17 protein-coding genes are annotated in these 22,472 nt (G+C 68.2%); 15 read left to right on the top strand and 2 right to left on the bottom strand.

Going from position 1 to position 22,472, the window contains the following annotated elements:
• Positions 1-30 precede the first annotated feature (30 nt).
• From AC1U2B_RS25475 to AC1U2B_RS25540, 14 genes are all read left to right on the top strand, one after another.
• Positions 31-2,010: a S9 family peptidase gene (locus AC1U2B_RS25475; protein WP_480218985.1), complete on the top strand. Its 1,980-nt coding sequence runs from the start codon at positions 31-33 to the stop codon at positions 2,008-2,010.
• Between the two features lie 9 nt (positions 2,011-2,019).
• Positions 2,020-3,279: a saccharopine dehydrogenase family protein gene (locus tag AC1U2B_RS25480; RefSeq protein ID WP_480218986.1), complete on the top strand. Its 1,260-nt coding sequence runs from the start codon at positions 2,020-2,022 to the stop codon at positions 3,277-3,279.
• A 100-nt stretch (positions 3,280-3,379) separates the two neighbouring features.
• Entirely contained in the window at positions 3,380-4,024 is a 645-nt protein-coding gene (locus AC1U2B_RS25485; protein ID WP_260940342.1) for a DUF937 domain-containing protein, read from the top strand.
• A 97-nt stretch (positions 4,025-4,121) separates the two neighbouring features.
• Positions 4,122-6,791, top strand: coding sequence for a valine--tRNA ligase (locus AC1U2B_RS25490; RefSeq protein ID WP_480218987.1), 2,670 nt, complete (start codon positions 4,122-4,124; stop codon positions 6,789-6,791).
• On the top strand, positions 6,788-8,221 hold the full coding sequence (gene folC, locus AC1U2B_RS25495; RefSeq protein ID WP_043394267.1) for a bifunctional tetrahydrofolate synthase/dihydrofolate synthase: 1,434 nt from the start codon (positions 6,788-6,790) through the stop codon (positions 8,219-8,221). The genes AC1U2B_RS25490 and folC overlap by 4 nt, the downstream gene beginning before the upstream one ends.
• Positions 8,218-8,616, top strand: coding sequence for a DUF4233 domain-containing protein (locus tag AC1U2B_RS25500; protein ID WP_480218988.1), 399 nt, complete (start codon positions 8,218-8,220; stop codon positions 8,614-8,616). Before folC ends, AC1U2B_RS25500 begins: the two co-directional genes overlap by 4 nt.
• A gap of 49 nt (positions 8,617-8,665) precedes the next feature.
• Entirely contained in the window at positions 8,666-9,076 is a 411-nt protein-coding gene (gene ndk / locus AC1U2B_RS25505; protein WP_043394263.1) for a nucleoside-diphosphate kinase, read from the top strand.
• Positions 9,077-9,311: 235 nt separating this feature from the next.
• A complete protein-coding gene (gene rne / locus AC1U2B_RS25510; protein WP_480218989.1) occupies positions 9,312-12,356 on the top strand; it encodes a ribonuclease E in 3,045 nt (1,014 codons plus the stop codon).
• A 195-nt stretch (positions 12,357-12,551) separates the two neighbouring features.
• Entirely contained in the window at positions 12,552-12,875 is a 324-nt protein-coding gene (gene rplU, locus AC1U2B_RS25515) for a 50S ribosomal protein L21 (RefSeq protein WP_043394258.1), read from the top strand.
• Positions 12,876-12,891: 16 nt separating this feature from the next.
• Positions 12,892-13,149: a 50S ribosomal protein L27 gene (gene rpmA, locus AC1U2B_RS25520; protein WP_043394256.1), complete on the top strand. Its 258-nt coding sequence runs from the start codon at positions 12,892-12,894 to the stop codon at positions 13,147-13,149.
• Between the two features lie 79 nt (positions 13,150-13,228).
• A complete protein-coding gene (obgE, locus tag AC1U2B_RS25525) occupies positions 13,229-14,692 on the top strand; it encodes a GTPase ObgE (protein WP_043394254.1) in 1,464 nt (487 codons plus the stop codon).
• A gap of 2 nt (positions 14,693-14,694) precedes the next feature.
• Complete coding sequence (proB, locus tag AC1U2B_RS25530; protein ID WP_260940349.1) at positions 14,695-15,816, top strand: glutamate 5-kinase; 1,122 nt, start codon at positions 14,695-14,697, stop codon at positions 15,814-15,816.
• A gap of 131 nt (positions 15,817-15,947) precedes the next feature.
• Positions 15,948-16,571, top strand: coding sequence for a PIG-L deacetylase family protein (locus AC1U2B_RS25535; RefSeq protein WP_043394250.1), 624 nt, complete (start codon positions 15,948-15,950; stop codon positions 16,569-16,571).
• A gap of 4 nt (positions 16,572-16,575) precedes the next feature.
• The gene (locus tag AC1U2B_RS25540; RefSeq protein WP_480218990.1) at positions 16,576-17,883 is read left to right on the top strand and encodes a protoporphyrinogen/coproporphyrinogen oxidase; all 1,308 of its coding nucleotides are present in this window, start codon (positions 16,576-16,578) and stop codon (positions 17,881-17,883) included.
• Here the strand turns inward: AC1U2B_RS25540 and AC1U2B_RS25545 are convergent.
• Positions 17,859-18,698, bottom strand: a complete 840-nt coding sequence (locus AC1U2B_RS25545; protein ID WP_480218991.1) for an NAD-dependent protein deacetylase — start codon at positions 18,696-18,698, stop codon at positions 17,859-17,861. The genes AC1U2B_RS25540 and AC1U2B_RS25545 overlap by 25 nt on opposite strands.
• 58 nt (positions 18,699-18,756) lie before the next feature.
• Between AC1U2B_RS25545 and AC1U2B_RS25550 the strand changes: the two genes are divergently transcribed.
• A complete protein-coding gene (locus tag AC1U2B_RS25550; protein WP_480218992.1) occupies positions 18,757-20,790 on the top strand; it encodes an NAD(+) synthase in 2,034 nt (677 codons plus the stop codon).
• A gap of 22 nt (positions 20,791-20,812) precedes the next feature.
• Here AC1U2B_RS25550 and AC1U2B_RS25555 read toward each other — a convergent pair whose 3' ends face one another.
• Positions 20,813-22,402, bottom strand: coding sequence for an HNH endonuclease signature motif containing protein (locus AC1U2B_RS25555; RefSeq protein WP_480218993.1), 1,590 nt, complete (start codon positions 22,400-22,402; stop codon positions 20,813-20,815).
• Between the last annotated feature and the right edge of the window lie 70 nt (positions 22,403-22,472).

A 22,472-nucleotide genomic window follows, 5' to 3' on the forward strand; every position in this document is an offset into this window, starting at 1 on the left:
TCGACGTGGGGCGTGTGATACCAACGGAGTATGGCCGGAACTCCTTTTGCCGATCTCGACGCCTACCTCTCTCTGCCCCGGGTGTCGGGGCTCGCCGTCTCGCCCGACGGCCGCCGCGTGGTCACGATGATCAGCGAGTTGAACAACAAGGGCAGCGAATATGTCACCGCGGCTTGGGAACTCGACCCGGACGGCCGGCATGTGGCGCGCCGGCTGACCTATGGAGCCAAGGGGGAATCCCAGCCGACCTTCACGGCGGCCGGAGATCTGCTGTTCGTCGCGGCGCGACCCACCGACTCCGACGAGGAGCCGCCGGCGGCGGTGTGGCGATTACCGGCGAACGGCGGTGAAGCACAACGGATTCTCGAGTTGGCCGGCGGCGTCAGTGGAGTGCACGCGGCCCGTTCGGCTGACGTCGTGGTGGTGACGGCGCCGATGCTCCCGTCGGCCGGTACTCCCGAGGACGACAAGCGGCTACGCACCCTCCGCAAGGACAACAAGGTGTCGGCGATCCTGCACACCGGCTACCCGGTGCGGCACTGGGACCACGACCTGGGGCCGGATCATGCGCACCTGCTCCGCATGGAATCCGGTGCGGCCCAGGACATCACACCGCAGCCGGGCCTGGCGCTGAACGAGGCCACCGTCGATATCAGCGCGGACGGGAGCTTTGCCGTCGCGTCGTGGGAGTTACCCGCTCCGGGGGCCGCGTTGCGCAGCGTGCTGGTCCGCATCGACATCGGTACGGGGGAGCGCACCGTGATCGCCGACGACCCGGTCGCCGACCTGGGGAGCCCGGCGATCTCGCCCGACGGCAGCACGGTCGCGTTCATCCGGGAGATGCACTCGACGCCGGATCAAGCGCCGCGGATCACCTTGTGCACCCAGGTATTAGACGGCGAGCGGGTGGAGCTCACCGCGCACTGGGATCGCTGGCCGACGTCGGTGACGTGGTCGCACGACGGATCCACACTGCTGGTGACCGCGGACGACGACGGCCGCGCGCCGATCTTCCGCGTCCGGCCCGGCACCGGCGACGTGAACCAGTTGACCCACGACGACTTCGCCTATAGCGACGTGCGGCCCGTCGCAGATGGTGCGCTGTACGCCCTCCGCAGCAGTTACCTGACTCCGCCCCATCCTGTCCGGGTCGCCGCCGACGGATCCGTGACCGTGCTGCCCTGCGTCGAATTCCCGGAATTGCCAGGTGAATTGGTCGAGGCGACGGCAACCGCGGACGACGGTACACCCATCCGGTCCTGGCTTACGCTCCCGGCCGGCGACACTCCCGCGCCGCTGCTGCTGTGGGTGCACGGCGGACCGCTGGGCAGCTGGAACACCTGGCACTGGCGGTGGAATCCCTGGGTGCTCACCGCGCTGGGTTACGCGGTGCTGATGCCCGACCCGGCGCTGTCCACCGGATACGGTCAGGACTTCATCCAACGTGGCTGGGGTGCTTGGGGTTTCGCGCCGTTCACCGACCTGATGGCGGCTGTCGACGCCGCTTGCGAGCACCCGCGGGTCGACGCCGGCCGGATCGTGGCGATGGGCGGCTCGTTCGGCGGTTACATGGCCAACTGGATCGCCGGGCACACCGACCGGTTCGCCGCCATCGTCACCCATGCCAGCCTGTGGGCGCTCGATCAATTCGGGCCGACGACCGACGGCGCCTACTGGTGGGCCCGCGAGATGACACCCGAGATGGCCGAACGCAATTCGCCGCACCGCCACGTCGAGCACATCACGACCCCGATGCTGGTGATCCACGGCGACAAGGACTATCGCGTCCCGATCGGTGAAGGCCTGCGGTTGTGGAACGACCTGCTGACCCGGTCAGGGCTGCCCGCCGACGACACCGGCGGCACGGCGCACCGCTACCTCTACTACCCGTCCGAAGGGCATTGGATCGCCGCGCCGCAGCACGCCAAGATCTGGTACCAGGTGGTGGCGGCCTTCCTGTCCGAGCACGTGCTGAAGGAACACATCGACCTGCCGGAGACCCTCGGTTAGGTTGGCAGCATGACCGCACCGCAGCGCGAATTCGACATCGTCCTCTATGGCGCCACCGGCTTCGTCGGGAAACTGACCGCCCAGTATCTGGCCCAGCACGCCGGGTCGGCGCGGATCGCGCTGGCGGGCCGCACGATGGACAAGCTCGCCGTGGTCCGGGACTCCCTGGGCGCGGCGGGCAAGGACTGGGGGCTGATCCAGGCCGACGCTTCGTCGCAGCAGAGCCTGGATGCGATGGCGGCCCGGACCCAGGTGGTCGTCACGACCGTCGGGCCGTACCTGAAGTACGGCCTGCCGCTGGTGGCGGCGTGCGCCGCGGCCGGCACCGACTACGCCGACCTCACCGGCGAGAGCCTGTTCATCCGGGAGAGCATCGACCTGTACTACAAGCAGGCCGCCGATACGGGGGCCCGCATTGTGCACTCCTGCGGATTCGATTCCATCCCTTCGGATCTCACCGTCTACGCGCTGTACAAGGCCGCCCAGGCAGACGGCGCCGGCGAGCTCACCGACACCGACTACGTGCTCCGCGGATTCTCCGGCGGAGTGTCGGGCGGCACCGTCGCGTCGATGCTCGAGCTGTTCACCATGACGTCCGACGACGCGGAGCTGCGTCGGACCATGATGGACCCGTACACACTGACCACCGATCGCGGCGCCGAGCCCGATCTCGGCCATCAATCCGACACCCCGTGGCGCCGCGGCCGGGACATCGCCCCGGAACTCGCCGGGACCTGGACCGGTGCTTTCGTCATGGCTGTCGCGAACACGCGCATCGTGCGGCGCACCAACGCGCTGTTGGACTGGGATTACGGCCGCCGGTTCCGGTACTCGGAGAACATGAGCCTGGGGTCGTCGCCGATCGCCCCCGTGGCCTCGGCGCTGGGCACCGCGGCCAACGCGGCGGTCATGGGCCTGGGCAGCCGCTTCTTCAACAAGCTGCCGCGCGGCCTGGTTGACCGTGTGGTCCCGAAGCCTGGCACCGGGCCCAGCGAACAGGCCCGGGACAACGGCTACTACCGCGTCGAGACCTACACGCGCACCACCAGCGGCGCCCGGTACCGCTCCGTCATGGCGCAGCAGGGCGACCCGGGCTACAAGGCCACCGCGGTGCTGCTGGGGGAGAGCGGGCTGGCGCTGGCCCTCGACCGCGACCGGCTGTCGGACTTGCGCGGCGTCCTCACCCCGGCCGCGGCGATGGGCGACGCGCTCCTGACCCGGCTGCCGGCCGCCGGCGTCACCTTCGAAACCGAAGCACTGGGACGCTGATTCGCGCACCGGGCGTCGAATTCCTGTGCGGCCGGCCGGACCGGGCTAGTGTCGGCAGCGACGCACATCACACATCTCGGTGACGAAGGGGGACTTTGCCATGGCCGGTCTTGACGATCTGCTCAATCAGATTCCGACGCAACAGATTGCGAGTCAGCTGGGTGCTGATGAAGGCGAGGTGAACAGCGCCGTCCAGCAGCTCGTGCCGCTGCTGGTGGGTAGCCTGCAGCACAACGCGCAGGACGCCGATCAGGCCGCGACCATCGAGAGCGACGCGACCAGCCAGGCTGCCAGCGGCCTGCTCGACGGCGGCGTCAGCGTCGACCAGGTCGACCAGGACGGCGGCGCCGAGGCCATCTCGCGAATCTTCGGCGGCAACAGCACCGATCAGGTGGCGTCGGCGCTGGCCGGCGGCGGAGCGGGCAACAGCGGACTGATCCAGAAGCTGCTGCCGATCCTGGCGCCCATCGTGCTCGCCTACATCGGCAAGCAACTCGCGGGCGGCGGAGGCCAAGCCCAGCCGCAGGCGCAGCCGCAAGCGCAGGGCGGTGGCGGGCTCGGTGACGTGCTGGGCAACATCCTCGGCGGCGCCCTCAGCGGCGGCGGCTCGGGCGGCGGCAACAACAACCCGCTGGGTGACATCCTCGGCAACGTGCTGGGCGGGGCGTTGGGCGGCGGTTCCGGCAAGGCCGGGAACAACCCGCTCGGCGAAATCCTCGGCGGACTGTTGGGTGGCCGCAAGTAGGGCGCAGCCTTCCCGAAGGACAGACATAAAAGTGCCCAGAAAGTCCACTTTCTGGGCACTTTTACGTCTGCTCACCGGGCTTACCTAGAATTGGCCGGTGACTGCCAGCGATACACCTGATCCCGCGACCGTGACTGCGGCCGATGACCTGCCCAAATCGTGGGATCCGAGCGCGGTAGAAGCTGACATGTACCAGGGCTGGGTCGACGCCGGGTATTTCACCGCCGACCCGACCAGCGACAAGCCGCCGTACTCGATCGTGCTGCCGCCGCCCAACGTCACGGGCAGCCTGCACATGGGTCACGCCCTCGACCACACCCTGATGGATGCGTTGACCCGGCGTAAGCGGATGCAGGGCTACGAGGTGCTGTGGCTGCCGGGCATGGATCACGCCGGCATCGCGACGCAGACCCTGGTCGAGAAGCAGCTCGCCGCGGGCGGCCAAACCAAGGAAGACTTCGGCCGCGAGGGCTTCGTGGAGAAGGTCTGGGAGTGGAAGCGCGAGTCCGGCGGCACCATCGGCGGCCAGATGCGCCGCCTCGGCGACGGCGTCGACTGGAGCCGGGACCGCTTCACCATGGACGAGGGCCTGTCGCGCGCCGTCCGCACCATCTTCAAGCGGCTGTTCGACGCCGGACTGATCTACCGGGCCGAGCGGCTGGTGAACTGGTCGCCGGTCCTGGAGACCGCGATCTCCGACCTCGAGGTCAAGTACGACGACGTCGAGGGCGAGCTGGTCTCGTTCCGGTACGGCTCGATGGACGACGCGGAGCCCCACATCGTGGTGGCCACCACGCGACTCGAGACGATGCTCGGTGACACCGCCATCGCCGTGCATCCCGACGACGAGCGCTACCGCGCGCTGGTCGGCAGCACACTGCCGCACCCCTTCCTGGATCGCGACATCATCATCGTGGCCGACGAGCACGTCGACCCCGAATTCGGCACCGGCGCAGTCAAAGTCACGCCCGCACACGATCCGAACGACTTCGAGATCGGCCTGCGGCATAACCTGGCGATGCCGACCATCATGGACACCAAGGGCGCCATCGCCGGTACCGGAACCGAATTCGACGGCATCGACCGTTTCGAGGCCCGGGTCAAGGTGCGCGAGAAGCTGGCCGCCGAGGGCCGGATCGTCGCCGAGAAGCGGCCGTACCTGCACAGCGTCGGGCACTCCGAGCGCAGCGGCGAGGCCATCGAGCCGCGGCTGTCCATGCAGTGGTGGGTCAAGGTGGAATCGCTGGCCAAGGCCGCCGGTGACGCAGTCCGCAACGGCGACACCGTGATTCACCCGACCAGCCTGGAACCGCGCTGGTTCGCGTGGGTCGACGACATGCACGACTGGTGCATCTCCCGTCAGCTGTGGTGGGGACACCGCATCCCGATCTGGCACGGACCGGACGGCGAGACCGTCTGCGTCGGCCCCGACGAGGAGCCGCCGGCGGGCTGGGAGCAGGACCCCGACGTGCTGGATACGTGGTTCTCCTCGGCGCTGTGGCCGTTCTCCACCATGGGCTGGCCCGAGAAGACGCCGGAACTCGAAAAGTTCTATCCGACAACGGTTCTGGTCACCGGCTACGACATCCTGTTCTTCTGGGTGGCGCGGATGATGATGTTCGGCACCTTCGTGGCCGACGACCCCATCCTGGGCGGCGCCAAGGTGCCGTTCGAGAACGTCTTCCTGCACGGGCTGATCCGGGATCAGTTCGGGCAGAAGATGAGCAAGTCCAAGGGCAACGGCATCGACCCGCTGGACTGGGTCGAGATGTTCGGCGCCGACGCGCTGCGCTTCACCCTGGCCCGCGGGGCCAGCCCCGGCGGCGATTTGTCCATCGGTGAGGACCACGCCCGCGCGTCCCGCAACTTCGCGACCAAGCTGTTCAACGCAACGCGTTTCGCGATGATGAACGGCGCCGCGCCGGCCGCGCTGCCGGACGCTGCCGAGCTCACCGATGCCGACCGCTGGATTCTGGGCCGGCTCGAAGAGGTCCGCGTCGAGGTCGACAACACGCTGGAGCGCTACGAGTTCAGCCGAGCCTGCGAGGCGCTGTACCACTTCGCCTGGGACGAGTTCTGTGACTGGTACCTGGAGCTCGCGAAAGCGCAACTGTTCGAAGGCGGTTCGCGTGCCGAGCACACCAAGGCCGTGCTGGCCGCGGTGCTCGACGTGCTGCTCAAGCTGCTGCACCCCGTGATGCCGTTCGTCACCGAGGCGCTGTGGAAGTCGCTGACCGGTGGCGAGTCGGTGGTCATCGCGCAGTGGCCGCAGGCATCGGGCGTCGAGCTCGATGAGGTTTCCGCCGGTCGCATCACCGACATGCAGAAGCTGATCACCGAGGTGCGCCGGTTCCGCAGTGACCAGGGTCTCAACGACCGGCAGAAGGTGCCGGCTCGCCTGGTGGGCATCAGCGAGGCGGACCTGGACGCCCAGGTGGCCGCGGTGAAGTCCCTGGCCTGGCTGACCGAGCCGGCTGACGACTTCAACCCCTCCGCGGCAGTGGAGGTCCGGTTGTCCAAGGGCACCGTCGTGGTCGAGGTCGACACCTCGGGCACGGTCGACGTCGCCGCCGAGCGCCGCCGGCTGGAGAAGGACCTGGCCGCCGCGCAGAAGGAACTCGCCCAGACCGCAGGCAAATTGGGTAACGAGGCGTTCCTCGCGAAGGCCCCGGAGGATGTGGTTGCCAAGATCAAGGCGCGGCAACAGCTGGCGACCGAAGAGGTCGACCGGATCAACGCCCGCCTGGCCGGGCTGCCGTCCGCATGATCGCGCCCACGCCTGACGAGATCGCCGAGCTGCTGCAGGTCGAGTACCTGCTCGACCAGCGGTGGCCGGAAACGAAGATCGAACCGAGCACCGTGCGTATCGAGGCGCTGCTGGAGATGCTCGGCTCGCCGCAGCGCGGCTACCCGAGCATCCACGTGGCCGGCACCAACGGCAAGACGTCGGTCACCCGGATGATCGATGCGCTGCTGACGGCGTTTTCGAGGCGTACCGGCCGGACCACCAGCCCGCACCTGCAGGCCGCCACCGAACGCATCGCGATCGACGGAAAGCCCATCAGCCCAGCGCAATACGTCGCCACCTACACCGAGATCGAGCCGTTCGTCGAGATCGTCGACCGGCAGTCGGAAGCCGGCGAGTTGGGTGAGCCGGGCCCCAAGATGAGCAAGTTCGAGGTGCTCACCGCGATGGCGTTCGCCGCGTTCGCCGACGCCCCGGTGGACGTCGCGGTCGTCGAAACCGGGCTGGGCGGACGGTGGGATGCCACCAACGTCGTCGCCGCCCCGGTCGCTGTCATCACCCCGATCGGCTTGGACCACACCGATTTTCTCGGCGACACCATCGCCGCCATCGCGGGGGAGAAGGCGGGCATCATCGCCCGCCAGGAGCCCGACCTGGTGCCCACCGGCACCGACCCCAGCACTGTCGCGGTGATCGCCCGCCAGCCTGCTGAGGCCATGGAAGTGCTGATGGCGCAGGCGGTTACGGCCGACGCCGCGGTGGCACGCGAGGACTCCGAGTTCACCGTCCGTGGCCGTCAGGTCGCCGTCGGCGGGCAGGTGCTGGAACTGCAGGGCCTCGGTGGCGTCTACACCGACATCTTCTTGCCGCTGCACGGCGAGCATCAGGCGCACAACGCCGTCCTGGCGCTGGCTGCGGTGGAGGCGTTCTTCGGCGCCGGCGCTGACCGTCAGCTCGACATCGACACCGTCCGGGCCGGTTTCGCCTCGGTGACCAATCCTGGTCGCCTGGAGCGGATGCGCAGTGCCCCAACGGTATTCATCGACGCCGCGCACAACCCGGCCGGTGCCGCCGCCCTCGCCGACGCGCTGGACACGGAGTTCGAGTTCCGGTTCCTGGTCGGCGTCATCTCGGTCATGGCAGACAAGGACGTCGACGGCATCCTGACCGCCCTCGAGCCGGCGTTCGACCTGCTGGTGGTGACGCACAACGGCTCGCCGCGGGCCATGGATGTCGAATCCTTGGCCGCGCTGGCAGAAGAGCGCTTCGGCCCGGAGCGGGTCGTCACTGCGGCGACGCTGCCCGACGCCATCGAGGCGGCGACGGCGTTGGTGGAGGAATCGGGCAACGACGGCTCGTCCGACGGCTTCTCCGGCGCGGGCATGGTGATCACCGGTTCGGTCGTGACGGCCGGTGCGGCCCGCACCCTGTTCGGAAAGGATCCGGCATGACGGCACCGAGCAGCGGAGCGGATCGCGAATCGAGTCAGCCTGATCCCTGGAAGAGCTTCCGCGGCGTGATGGCCGGCACCCTGATCCTGGAAGTCGTCGTGGTGCTGCTGGCGCTGCCGGTCGTGTCGGTGTTCCACGGCGGCCTGACGCCGGTCAGCAGCGGCTACCTCATCGGCATGGCGATCGTGCTGGGCCTGCTGTCGGGGATGCAGGGCCGGTCGTGGGCGCTGCCGGTCAACATCGGGATTCAGTTCGTGCTGATCCTCGGCGCGTTCATCGACGTCACCATCGGCATCGTCGGCATCATCTTCCTGCTGGTCTGGTTGTTGATCTTGTATCTGCGGTCCGAGGTCAAGCGCCGCCAGGACAGGGGACTGCTGCCCGGCCAGCAGTGAGCCCCGCCCGAATCGCAAGGTTCAGTTACTGGCCGGTACGCTGTCCGCCGTGACTGAGCAGACCCTTGTATTGATCAAGCCCGACGGCGTGCAGCGCAACCTGATCGGCGAAATCATCAGCCGGATCGAGCGCAAGGGCCTGACCTTCGCTGCTCTCGAGCTGAAGACCGTCAGCGTGGAGCTGGCGACCAAGCACTACGCCGAGCACGAGGGCAAGCCCTTCTTCGGCGACCTGCTGGAATTCATCACCTCCGGCCCGGTTGTGGCTGCCATTGTCGAGGGCCCGCGGGCCGTCGCCGCATTCCGCCAGATCGCCGGCGGCACCGATCCGGTGGAGAAGGCCGCGACCGGCACCATCCGTGGTGACCTGGCCCTGGTCACCCAGGACAACCTGGTGCACGGCTCGGATTCCCCGGAGTCCGCGGCCCGCGAAATCGCTCTGTGGTTCCCCGGTAACTGACACTGTGGGCCGCCGGTAGCTGAGCTACCGGATGAAGACTTAGACGACGCGACCACCCGGAGAAATCCAGGTGCGGCGCCGACCGTCCAGCCATCATTCAGCCAGGCACCGAGGGCTCCCCTGTGGGCCGCTAGGTGCGAGACCACAACAATCTCGGGAGAAGTTCCCCGAGCCAATACAAGAAGCCCTCGCGTGGCCGCGTCGCACGACGCGCCCGGGGGCTTGAGGAGAATACGTGGCCGACGATGCCCGACTTGATGCCCCATCCGAAGACGCCAGCAGCGCAGCGGAGCCGATAGAGCTCCCAGAGCGCCTGCGGATTTTCTCGCTGGCCCGAATCATCGGGACCACCAGCAAGAAGATCACCGAGACGCTGGCCAGCGTCGACGGTAGGCCCCGCAACCCCGCGTCCACGGTGACCCGCGCGGAGGCCGAGCGCGTCCGCGACCTGCTGGGTCTCAGTGGCGACGCCACGGAGACCGCGGCGCCCGCCGCCGAGGTGCCTGTCGTAGCCAACGATGAGGTGCCCGCCGAAGTCGCCGTCGAAGCCGTCGACGTCGCCGAAGCAGCCGTCGAGATCGCCCGTGAGACGGAGGCCGAAGCCGCCGACGTGGAGTCCGACGCCGGCGAGCCCGAGTCCCGGCTGCTGCTGGAGACGGTCCCGGCGCCCGCTGCCGAGCCCGCCGACTACCTGCCGTTGTTCGTGGCCCCGCAGCCCGTGACCTTCCGGCCGCCCGCTCCCGAGCCCGACGACTTCGTCGACGCCGACGACGACAACGCCGACGACGCGGCCGACGGTGCCGATGACGGTGGCGAGGACGGCATCGATGACGACGGCGAGCGGCCCGCCAACCGGCGCCGCCGCCGTGGTCGCCGTGGCCGTGGCCGTGGCAGGGGCGAACAGAGCAGTGACGACGCGACCGACGCGGACGCCGAAGGCGACGCGCAGGACGCCTCGGCTGAGGGCGATGAGGACACCGACGGCGAGGCCGACGACGACTCCGGTGACGACGACGCGAACGCGTCCGACGGTGCCAGCCGCCGTCGACGTCGTCGCCGCCGCCGCAAGTCGGGCGGTGCCGGCGGTGACGATGCCGATGGTGAGGCCGGTTCGCCGGACGATCCGCCCAACACCGTCGTCCACGAGCGCGCCCCGCGCACCAAGTCGGACAACAACGAAATCCAGGGCATCACCGGGTCCACCCGGCTGGAGGCCAAGCGTCAGCGCCGTCGTGACGGCCGCGACGCGGGCCGCCGCCGTCCGCCGATCCTGAGCGAGGCCGAGTTCCTGGCTCGCCGCGAAGCCGTCGAGCGCGTGATGGTGGTGCGCGACAAGATCCGCAGCGAACCGCCGCACGAGGGTGCCCGGTACACCCAGATCGCCGTGCTGGAAGACGGCGTCGTGGTCGAGCATTTCGTGACGTCCGCCGCATCGGCCAGCTTGGTCGGCAACATCTACCTCGGCATCGTGCAGAACGTGCTGCCGTCGATGGAAGCGGCGTTCGTCGACATCGGCCGCGGCCGCAACGGTGTGCTCTACGCCGGTGAGGTCAACTGGGAGGCTGCCGGCCTCGGTGGCAACAACCGCAAGATCGAGCAGGCGCTCAAGCCCGGCGACTACGTCGTCGTCCAGGTCAGCAAGGACCCGGTCGGGCACAAGGGCGCCCGTCTGACCACGCAGATTTCGCTGGCCGGGCGCTACCTGGTGTACGTGCCGGGCGCGTCCTCGACCGGGATCAGCCGCAAGCTGCCCGACACCGAGCGCCAGCGCCTCAAGGAGATCCTCAAGGAGGTCGTGCCTGCCGACGCCGGTGTGATCATCCGCACCGCGTCCGAGGGCGTGAAGGAAGAGGACATCCGCTCGGACGTCAATCGGTTGCAGGAACGCTGGACCGAGATCGAGACGACCGCCACCCAGACCAAGGCCAAGGCCGCCGGTGCCGCCGTGGCGCTCTACGAAGAGCCTGACGTGCTGGTCAAGGTGATCCGCGACCTGTTCAACGAGGACTTCACCAAGCTCGTGGTGTCGGGCGACGAGGCCTGGAACACCATCAGCACCTATGTCAATTCCGTTGCGCCGGAACTGCTTTCGCGGATGTCGCAGTACGAGCCGGCGGGCGGTGCCACCGGCCCCGACGTGTTCTCGGTGTACCGCATCGATGAGCAGCTGGCCAAGGCCATGGACCGGAAGGTGTGGCTGCCCTCGGGCGGCACGCTGGTGATCGACCGGACCGAAGCCATGACGGTCATCGACGTCAACACCGGCAAGTTCACCGGTTCGGGCGGAAACCTGGAGCAGACGGTCACTCGCAACAACCTGGAGGCGGCCGAGGAGACGGTGCGCCAGCTCCGGTTGCGCGATATCGGCGGCATCGTGGTGATCGACTTCATCGACATGGTGCTCGAATCCAACCGCGACCTCGTGCTGCGCCGCCTGACCGAGGCATTGGCGCGAGACCGGACCCGGCACCAGGTGTCCGAGGTGACTTCGCTCGGTCTGGTGCAGCTGACGCGCAAGCGCCTCGGCACCGGTCTGATCGAGGCGTTCTCCACCACCTGTACGCACTGCGCCGGCCGCGGCATCATGCTGCACGTCGACCCGGTGGACACTGCGTCGCCCAATGGCCGCAAGGCCGAGGCGGCCGGTGGTGCCGGCGCTGGTGGCGGTGGCCGCCGCAGCAAGCGCGCCAAGAAGGCCGCCCCGCGCCCCGAGGAAGAGCCGCAGGTCGTCAAGGTGCCGCCGCATCCGCAGGGTGAGCACCCGATGTTCAAGGCCATGGCTGCCGCGAACGGCAAGCACGAGGACGACGTCGACGACGAAGACCTCACCGAGGACATCGCCGACGAGGCAGTCGAGGACGACGCCGTCGAGTCTGCCGAGGCGCTGACCGAACTGGACCAGGCCGATGACGACCTGGACGCCGACGAGGCTGACGATGACGACTCCGACGAGGCCGAGGCCGAGGACGACGAGGACTCGGATGAGGACGAACTCGAAGTCGAGCTCGACGAGGACTTCGAGGACAGCGACGACGAAGACGACGAAGACGACGATCTGGACCTCGACGAGGACGACGAGAACGACGAGGACTCGGACGACGAGGACGACGACGACGACGAAGACGACGAAGATGATGACGACGATGACGAGGACGAGGACGACGAGGAAGAGGCTGATCAGCCTGCTCAATCGGTCGTCACCCGGGCTCCCGTCGTCCGTCAGCGGCGCCGCGCCGCGGCCCGTCCCGCCGGTCCACCGGTCGGAGGTGTCGATGACTGATGCCGTGAGGGTCCACGCGGTTTGACCCTCGATTAACTGGTCACGTACCCTTGACCAGTTGTCGCCTGGCTGACACCGGCGGCATGGAGCTGCCGGGGGATGCCCCGCGCCACTCCAACCTAAGACCCGCGCTCGCAACCTTCGGGTGGCGCGCGCCCCGCAGTAGACGCAACGAAGAACAGAGGAACACCAACGATGGCAGCCGATAACGCCACGTACGCAATCGTCAAGACTGGTGGCAAGCAGTACAAGGTTGCCGTCGGTGACGTGGTCAAGATCGAGAAGCTCGACGTCGAGCAGGGCGCTTCGGTGTCGCTGCCGGTCGCTCTCGTGGTCGAGGGTGCGAAGGTCACCACTGGTGCCGACGCCCTGGCCAAGGTCGCTGTCACCGGTGAGGTGCTCGAGCACACCAAGGGCCCGAAGATCCGCATCCACAAGTTCAAGAACAAGACCGGCTACCACAAGCGCCAGGGCCACCGTCAGCAGCTGACGGTCGTCAAGGTCACCGGCATCAAGTAAGAGGGAGCGAACAGACATGGCACATAAAAAGGGCGCTTCCAGCTCTCGTAACGGTCGCGACTCAGCCGCCCAGCGGCTCGGCGTCAAGCGCTTCGGCGGCCAGGTCGTCAAGGCCGGCGAGATCCTCGTCCGCCAGCGCGGCACCCACTTCCACCCGGGCGTGAACGTCGGTCGCGGTGGCGACGACACCCTGTTCGCGACGGCTGCCGGCTCGGTGCTGTTCGGCACCAAGCGCGGCCGCAAGACGGTCAACATCGTCCCGGCAGAGGTCTAACCTTTTTTCACGAGGTGTGAAGCTGCCACGAGGTTTCGCCTCGTGGCAGCTTTTCTTTTTGTGATGGAGAGGACGACAGATGGCACCCCGGTTTGTTGACCGTGTGGTGATCCACGCGCGCGCCGGCAACGGCGGCAATGGCTGTGCATCGGTACACCGAGAGAAGTTCAAGCCGCTCGGTGGGCCGGACGGCGGTAACGGCGGTAAGGGCGGCAGCATCGTCCTGGTCGTCGACCCGCAGGTGCACACCCTGCTGGACTTCCACTTCCGCCCGCACGTCGATGCCCCGTCCGGTAAACCCGGCGCCGGTAGCAACCGGGAAGGTGCCGCAGGCGCGGATCTCGAGGTGCGGGTGCCCGACGGCACCGTCGTGCTCGATGAGCATGGCCGCATGCTGGCCGACCTGGTCGGCGACGGCACCCGCTTCGAGGCCGCCGCCGGTGGCCGCGGCGGGCTGGGAAACGCCGCACTGGCCTCGCGGGCCCGCAAGGCGCCCGGTTTCGCGTTGCTGGGGGAGAAGGGCCAGACCTGCGACCTCACCCTCGAACTCAAGACCGTCGCCGACGTCGGCCTGGTCGGGTTCCCGTCGGCCGGTAAATCGTCGCTGGTATCAACCATTTCGGCGGCCAAGCCCAAGATCGCCGACTATCCGTTTACCACTTTGGCTCCGAATCTGGGTGTGGTGTCCGCCGGTGACCACACGTTTACCGTCGCTGACGTTCCCGGCCTGATCCCGGGTGCAGCCGACGGTCGCGGCCTGGGACTGGACTTCCTGCGGCACATCGAACGCTGCGCGGTGCTGGTCCACGTGGTGGACTGCGCGACGCTGGAGCCTGGCCGTGACCCGATCTCCGACATCGACGCGCTCGAGGCCGAGCTGGCCGCGTATACGCCGACGCTGCAAGGGGATTCGACGCTCGGCGACCTGGCCGAGCGCCCCCGTGCGGTGGTGCTCAACAAGATCGACGTGCCCGACGCTCGCGAACTGGCCGATTTCGTCAAGGACGAGGTCGCCGCGAAATACGGCTGGCCCGTCTACGAGATCTCTACGGTCAGCCGAGATGGCTTGCGCCCGTTGATCTTCGCTCTGTGGGACATGGTCGCGGCGTACCGGGCCGCACAGCCCGTGGTGGCGCCGAGGCGGCCGGTCATCCGGCCGGTGGCCGTCAACGAGAGCGGCTTCACCGTCGAATCGGACGGCTTCGGCGGCTTCATCGTGCGTGGCACGCGGCCCGAACGCTGGATCGCGCAAACAGCTTTCGACAACGACGAGGCGGTCGGTTACCTCGGCGACCGGCTGGCTCGCTTGGGCGTCGAGGACGCGCTGCTGAAGAAGGGCGCTCGTGCCGGCTGTGCCGTCACCATCGGCGACGTCACATTCGACTGGGAGCCGCAGACGCTCGCCGGTGTCGACACCCTGCTGTCCGGTCGTGGCACCGACATCCGCCTGGAGCAGACGGACCGGATCGGCGCCGCGGAACGCAAGGCGGCCCGCAAGGAGCGTCGTCGCTCGGCGGAGGACCTCGAGGACCCAGAGGACTGAGTGTGACAGCCAATTCCGCGGCAGTCTCGGCGCACCGGGAAGCCGTGCGGACCGCGCGCAGCGTCGTCGTCAAGATCGGGACCACTGCGCTCACCGCGCCCAACGGCATGTTCGACGCGGGCCGGCTGGCCACGCTCGTCGATGCCATCGAGAAGCGGATGAAGGCCGGCTCGGACGTCGTGATCGTGTCCTCGGGTGCCATCGCCGCCGGTATCGAGCCGCTCGGCCTGACCAAGCGCCCGACGGATCTGGCCACCAAGCAGGCCGCGGCCAGCGTGGGGCAGGTGGCCCTGGTCAACGCGTGGAGCGCGGCGTTCGGCCGGTATGACCGCACCGTCGGTCAGGTGCTGCTGACTGCGCACGACATCGCCCAGCGGGCGCAGCACAACAACGCCCAGCGCACGCTGGACCGGCTGCGGGCGCTGCACGCGGTGGCCATCGTCAACGAGAACGACACGGTCGCGACCAACGAGATCCGGTTCGGCGACAACGACCGGCTGTCGGCCCTGGTGGCGCAGCTGGTCGGTGCCGACGCGCTGGTCCTGCTCAGCGACATCGACGGCTTGTACGACTCCGACCCGCGCAAGGGCGACGCCCGCTTCATCCCCGAGGTCGCCGCATCGGGTGACCTCGATGGCGTGTCCGCGACCGGCGGCAGCCGGCTGGGCACGGGCGGGATGGCTTCCAAACTGTCGTCGGCACTGCTGGCCGCCGATGCCGGTGTGCCGGTCCTGTTGGCCGCGGCCGGTGACGCCGCCGCCGCGCTGACCGATGCCTCGGTGGGTACGGTCTTCGCCGCGCGCCCCGAGCGCATGTCGGCGCGACGGTTCTGGGTGCGCTATGCGGCGGAGACGACGGGGACGCTGATCCTGGACGCCGGTGCGGTGCGGGCCGTCGTCCGGCAAAGAAAATCTCTGCTGCCCGCCGGCATCACCGCGGTCTCGGGCCGCTTCCACGGCGGCGACGTCGTCGAGCTGCACGGCCCTGACGGCAACGCCGTGGCCCGCGGCGTCGTGGCCTACGACGACTCCGAACTCGCGGGCATCATCGGCCGGTCCACGCCCGAATTGCCCGTGGAGCTGCGCCGACCTGCGGTGCACGCGGACGACCTGGTCGCAATTTGACGTCGACTTTGTGTGTATTTGGATAGAATCCACGCCTCGATCAAACGTTTTGCCCGCTGGATAAGGCCTACCTATTAAATTAGGGTTATGCTGCCTTCGACACCTGCGCAGCAAACAGAATTGAGGGGGCGATGGCGAGACAGTCGGTGCTGGCGGTCGGCGCGCATCCCGATGACATCGAACTGGGCTGCGGCGGCGCGCTGGCAAAGCATGTAGCGGCCGGCGACCGAGTCACCATGTTGGTGGTGACCCGCGGCGAAGAGGGGCCGGGCGACTCCCAGGAGCGGGTGCGTGAGCAACTCCGCGCGGTGGAGGTGCTGGGCGTCCACGAGCTGCTGTGGGGCCAGGGTTTCGGTGACTGCCGGGTCTCGCTGCAGGAATTCGAGTTGGTGCACCTCATCGAGGATGCGATCGAAAAGTCTGCTGCCACAATCGTTTACACCCATACGGCCAATGACAGCCACCAGGATCACCGGGTGGTTTCCCGCTGCACCCTCGGTGCCGCGCGGTGGGTTTCGTCGATCATGACGTACGGCGGACCGTCGGCCATCGGCTTCAACCCGACGGCGTTCGTCGACATCTCCGACTCGCTGGACAAGAAGATCGAAGCCCTGATGTCGCACGTCTCGCAGGCCGAGGCCAGCGAAAAGGTCAGTGCCTCCTGGGTGCGCAGTTCCGCTGAGCACTACGGCTTCCTGTGCCGCCGGACGTTCGCCGAAGGTTTCGAGCCGGCCCGACTGGTCGTCGATTTCTGACCCTGTGCCGACATTTCTCATCGTCGGAGCCGGTCCGACCGGGCTCGGCGCTGCCGTCCGGCTGACCGAACTCGGCATCGACCACCTGGTGGTGGACGCGGGCGATCAGGTCGGGGGCATGGCGGCGTCGGTCCGCGACGCACATGGTTTCACCTGGGATCTTGGCGGCCACGTCCTGCACAGCCACTTCGCGGAGTTCGACCGGGCCGTCGAGGGTTCCGGGGTCAAGATGAACGACGTCGCCCGGAACGGCTGGGTGTGGCTGGACGGCAGCGGGCCGCAGGCCTTGGTGCCCACGCCCATCCAGCAGCAACTCACCGAGATGCCTACCGACCTGTACCCGGACGCACCGCTGCACAACCTCGCCGACTATTACCGGAACAATTTCGGTGGCAAACTTTATGACGAGTTTTTCGGGCCCTACAACTACAAGATGTGGACGGCCCCGCTCGAGCAGATCGACCATGAATGGACGTCGCTGCGCAGCGGCAGTGCCGCGCCGAACGTGCCACGCCTCGGCTTGGCCGGGTCGGCGACCGGACCCGCGGGCAGTTTTCCGTATCCGGTCGGCGGCACCGGCGCGCTGTGGCAGGGAGTGCACGACCGGATGCTGGCGCCCGGGACGGTACGGCTGAACACCCGCGTCGTCGGCATCGACGTTTCCCGGCGGCGCGCCACGTTGGACGACGGCTCGACCGTCTCGTACGAGCACTGCGTCAGCTCTGCGCCGCTGACCACGGCCTGGGGCTGGCTCGGTGGCGCCGGCGCTGAGGGGACGGCCCAGCGAAACACCCTGTGCGCCAGTCGTATCTACGCGGTCGGCCTGGGCTACCGCGGTCCGGCACCGGAGGCGCTGGCCGACAAGACCTGGCTGTACTGCCCGGATCTCGGGGTGCCGTGGTACCGGGCCACGATGCTGAACAACTACGACCCCGCCAATGCCGGCGACGGACGCTGGAACGTGCTGTGTGAGGTGCCGCTGCTGCCGGGGCAGTCGCTGACGGGCGACGAGGCGGTGCGGCGGACCGAGGTGTCGTTGCGGGCGCTGGGCGCCGAGTCGGAGTACGTGGTCAGCCGCTTCGTGCAGGAAGTCCACATGGGTTATCCGGTGCCGACGCTGGGGCGTGACGACATCGTGCGGACGGTCGACGCGCGGCTACGCGCACACGGCTTCTACAGCCGGGGCCGGTTTGGCGGGTGGCGCTACGAGTCGTCCAACCAGGACTACGGCTACCTGCAGGGCCGGCAGGCCGTGGACAACGCGCTGTCCGGTACGCCGGAGGATGTCTACTGGCACCCGGAGAGGTTCTGAGCCGGCAATTCACTGGCCAGCAGGGCGAGGATTTCCGAACATCCGCTGTCGATCTTGACGGTGGCCAGGTCGTCCCCGCGGGTGGTGCCGCGGTTGATGATCGCGACGGCCTTGCCGGCGGCAGCCGCGTGCCGGACGAAGCGGTAGCCCGAGTACACCGTCAGTGACGAGCCCGCGACCAGCAGTGCGTCGGCCTCGTCGACCAGGGCGTAGGCGTGCTGCACCCGGTCTTTCGGGACGCTGTCGCCGAAGTACACGATGTCCGGTTTGAGGATGCCGCCGCAGCGCGGACAGTCCAGGTACCGGAACGTGGCGGTGTCCTCGACGATCGCGTCGGCGTCGGGTGCCACGCCGATACTGCCGACCTCGGCCCGTTCGGTGAATCCGGGATTGAGCCGTTCCAGTTCGTCGGCCAGCTCCGCGCGCGTCATGGTGTGCCCGCAGCTCAGGCAGATGACCTGCGCGTAGGTGCCGTGCAGGTTCACCACCGTCTGGGAACCGGCCTTGGTGTGCAGCAGGTCGACGTTCTGGGTGATGACGCCCGTCACCAGGCCCGCGCGTTCCAGCGCGGCCACGGCGCGGTGGCCGGCGTTGGGCCGGCGAGCGGCCATGTGCAGCCAGCCGATGTGGTTGCGGGCCCAGTACCGCTGCCGGAACGCCGGACCGGACAGAAACTGCTGGATGGTCATCGGATTGCTCGGCGGCGAGTCCGGCCCGCGGTAGTCCGGGATGCCCGAATCGGTGGAGATGCCGGCGCCGGTCAGCACGGCGATACGCCGGTCGGCCAGCAGATTGACCAGTTCAGGAGCCTGCACGTCATCGAGGGTAGGCCGTCTGCCCTGTTACGCGACGTGACGGTGCGACAATCGTGGCGTGGACTTCTACTCCGCCTACCGGCACGGATTCGTCCGGGTGGCCGCGTGCACGCACCACACTGCGCTCGCGGACCCGGCGGCCAACGCTGCCTCGGTGCTGCGCCTGGCCCGGGACTGCCATGACGACAACGCGGCGCTGGCGGTGTTTCCCGAGCTGACGCTGTCGGGGTACTCGATCGAGGACATCCTGCTGTCGGACGCGCTGCTGGAGTCGGTGACCGAGGCGCTGGCCTCGATCGTCGAGGCGTCGGTCGAGCTGTTGCCCGTTCTGGTGGTCGGTGCGCCGCTGCGGCACCGGCACCGGATTTACAACACCGCCGTGGTGATCCACCGCGGGTCGATCCTCGGCGTGGTGCCCAAGTCGTATCTGCCGACCTACCGCGAGTTCTACGAGGCGCGCCAGGTGGCGGCCGGTGACGATGTCGAGGGCACCATCCGGCTCGGCGGGGTCGACGTGCCGTTCGGCCCCGACCTGCTGTTCGCTGCCGCCGACCTGCCGAACTTCGTTCTGCACGTGGAGATCTGCGAAGACATGTGGGTGCCGGTGCCGCCGAGCGCGACGGCCGCGCTGGCCGGTGCGACGGTGCTGGCCAACCTGTCGGGCAGCCCGATCACCATCGGCCGGGCCGACGACCGCAAACTGCTCGCCCGTTCGGCGTCGTCGCGGTGCCTGGCGGCGTACGTCTATGCGGCGGCGGGGGAGGGCGAGTCGACGACGGACCTGGCCTGGGACGGGCAGACCATGATCTACGAAAACGGTGTGCTGCTGGCCGAATCCGAGCGTTTCCCGCGCGGTGAACGACGGTCGGTCGCCGACGTCGACACCGAGCTGCTGGCCGCCGAACGGCTGCGGATGGGCACGTTCGACGACAACCGGCGTCACTACGCCGACCGGACCTCGGGGTTCCGGCGCATCGAATTCACGCTCTCGCCGCCGGCGGGCGATATCGGCCTGCTCCGTGAGATCGAGCGGTTCCCGTTCGTGCCGTCGGATCCGCAGCGCCTGCAACAGGATTGCTACGAGGCCTACAACATTCAGGTGTCGGGTCTGGAGCAGCGTCTGCGGGCGCTGAACTTCCCGACCGTGGTGATCGGCGTGTCCGGCGGGCTGGATTCCACGCACGCCCTGATCGTTGCGGCCCGGGCCATGGACCGGGAGGGCCGGCCGCGCAGCGACATCCTGGCCTTCACCATGCCGGGCTTCGCGACCGGTGACCACACCAAGAGCAACGCCACCGCGCTGGCCAAGGCACTCGGAGTCACGTTCTCCGAGTTGGATATTCGGGACACCGCGCGGCTGATGCTCGCCGAGATGGGGCATCCCTTCGCCCGCGGCGAGGCAGTGTACGACGTGACGTTCGAGAACGTGCAGGCCGGGCTGCGCACCGACTTCCTGTTCCGGTTGGCCAACCAGCGCGGCGGTATCGTCCTCGGGACTGGTGACCTGTCCGAGCTCGGCCTGGGCTGGTCGACCTATGGTGTCGGCGACCAGATGTCGCACTACAACGTCAACGGCGGGGTGCCGAAAACCCTTATCCAGCACCTGATCCGGTGGGTGATCTCCTCTGGCCAGTTCGGCGACGACGTCAACGACGTGTTGCAGTCGGTGCTGGACACTGAGATCACCCCCGAACTGGTGCCCGGCGCCGACGTCCAGAGCAGCCAGGCCAAGGTGGGACCGTATGCGCTGCAGGACTTTTCGCTGTACCAAGTGCTCAGGTACGGCTTCCGGCCATCGAAGATCGCGTTCCTGTCATGGCATGCCTGGCGGGACGCCGCGGCCGGTGACTGGCCCGCAGGCTTCCCGGTCGACGAGCGGGTGGCCTACTCGCTGGCCGATATCCGGCACTGGCTGAAAGTCTTCGTCCAGCGGTTCTACTCGTTCAGCCAGTTCAAACGGTCGGCGCTGCCGAACGGTCCGAAGGTGTCCGCGGGCGGAGCGCTGTCCCCGCGCGGGGACTGGCGGGCGCCGTCGGACATGTCGGCACGCATCTGGCTCGACGAGATCGAGCGCAACGTTCCGGAGCACTGAACTGTAGCGCGATCAGACGCGATCAGAACGGTGGGGAGCTGTCGCCGTCGATGAGTCGTTCGGCGAGTTGGAGTTTGGCTTCGGGCGTCGATTCCGGCTCCAGCAGTTCGGCCCAATTGAGGGCGCGTTCACGACGGGTGCGCCGGGTGCGGTCGTCGGTGCGGGTGCGGCGGCGGGTGGGCATCATGAGGTCGCGGCCGGGATGGTCGCTCGTGGTTGCCGCAGCTGATGGTGGTGGCGTCGGGGTCGGGAAGTGTCTGTCGGGGAACAGGATTCGGCTGCCGGGCACCGTGGTGTAAGTGTGTCCGGTGGGCGCGGTCCAGATGATGGTGCCGTCGGGCTTTTGGCGGGTGTGCCATCCGGTGGCACCGTTGTAGAAGGTCTTGACCAGGTGGTGCTTGCGGCACTTGGGCGTCAGGTTGCCTGGATGGGTCGCGCCGGTAGGCCACGGGATGGTGTGGTCGAGGTCGGAGTCAACAGCAGGGCGGTCGCAGCCGGGGTGCATGCATGTCATGTCCCGCATCCGGACGTAGTTGTCGAGTGTGGTTGACGGTCGGTAGTGCGGTTGTCCGCCGGCCGGAACCTGTGGTGGGGTAACAGTTTTCACTGTGGCACCGCGGGCGGCGAGGTCGGCCAGCAGGACGGCGGGGATGACGGGTCCGCCGGCGAGGAATCCGATGGCAGTCTGGTCGACGACGGGCTCAGGTTCCGGCCGGGTTGCCAGTGCCTGCGCGACAGGGGTGTCCGGAGTGACTGGCGATGTGGACTCGGGGGTGTCCAGCAGCGGATCGCTCACCGGTTGCGGCTCGACCTCAGCCAGCACATGAATGATGACCGCAGCGGCGCGGGGATCGGCGCCGGCGGCAGGGCAGTCGGGATTGGCGCAGTGGCAGGGCAGGCGGTCGCCGCGGGCGGCCAGGACGCCCAGCGCGTCGGCACGCCGCTGGCCGAGGGGGCGCGGGTCGTCGTCGCAGACCTCGTGAGCCATGGCGGTGAGGGTGCGTTTGAGTAGTTCGGCGTCGGTGGCCAGCAGTAGGGCCCAGACGGACGTGACGCCGGCTGGGTCGCCGGGCTTGCCGAACTCGACGTCGCGGCCGCGGACGGTGTTGCGGGTACGGCGGACTGCGGCAGGGTCGAACTTCTCGATCCAGCTGTCGATCTGCCGGATCGTGTCGGCCTTCGACAGCGGTCCCCATTCGCGGGCGGAGCCGGCCATTGCGGTGTCGATGAGGGCGAGCGTTGCGGGGTCTTGCACGAGCTCGGTGTGCCAGCAGATCAGGGTGACCAACGCGAGTGACAGATCCCCACGGGCTAACAGGGCGCCGACGTGCGGGAGTCGGTCGCGCAGCGTCAGGGCCAGTTGCATCTGGCTGGCGGCCTGCCACTGATTGATGGTCAGGGCGGCGCCGATCTCGCACGCCGCAGCATCCCAGCCGTCGCACGCCCACAGATCGCGGTCTTCGTAGTCGACGCAGCGGCGATGAGTGAGTTCGGCGATGGCGGCCAATCGGCGGGCGGCGCTCTGGGCTTCGGCGCGCGTGGCACTGGTCATCGTGTTGACCAAGGAAGCGTCGTTGGCTTCCCTGGTTTCGACAACCAATCCTTCGAACATGCATTCGATTCTACCGAGGTCTACCGCTTCAAACCGTCTGGCAGGCACCGATTGTGGATGAATCGCGCAC

Source organism: Mycolicibacterium sp. P4_G11 (assembly GCF_056555145.1).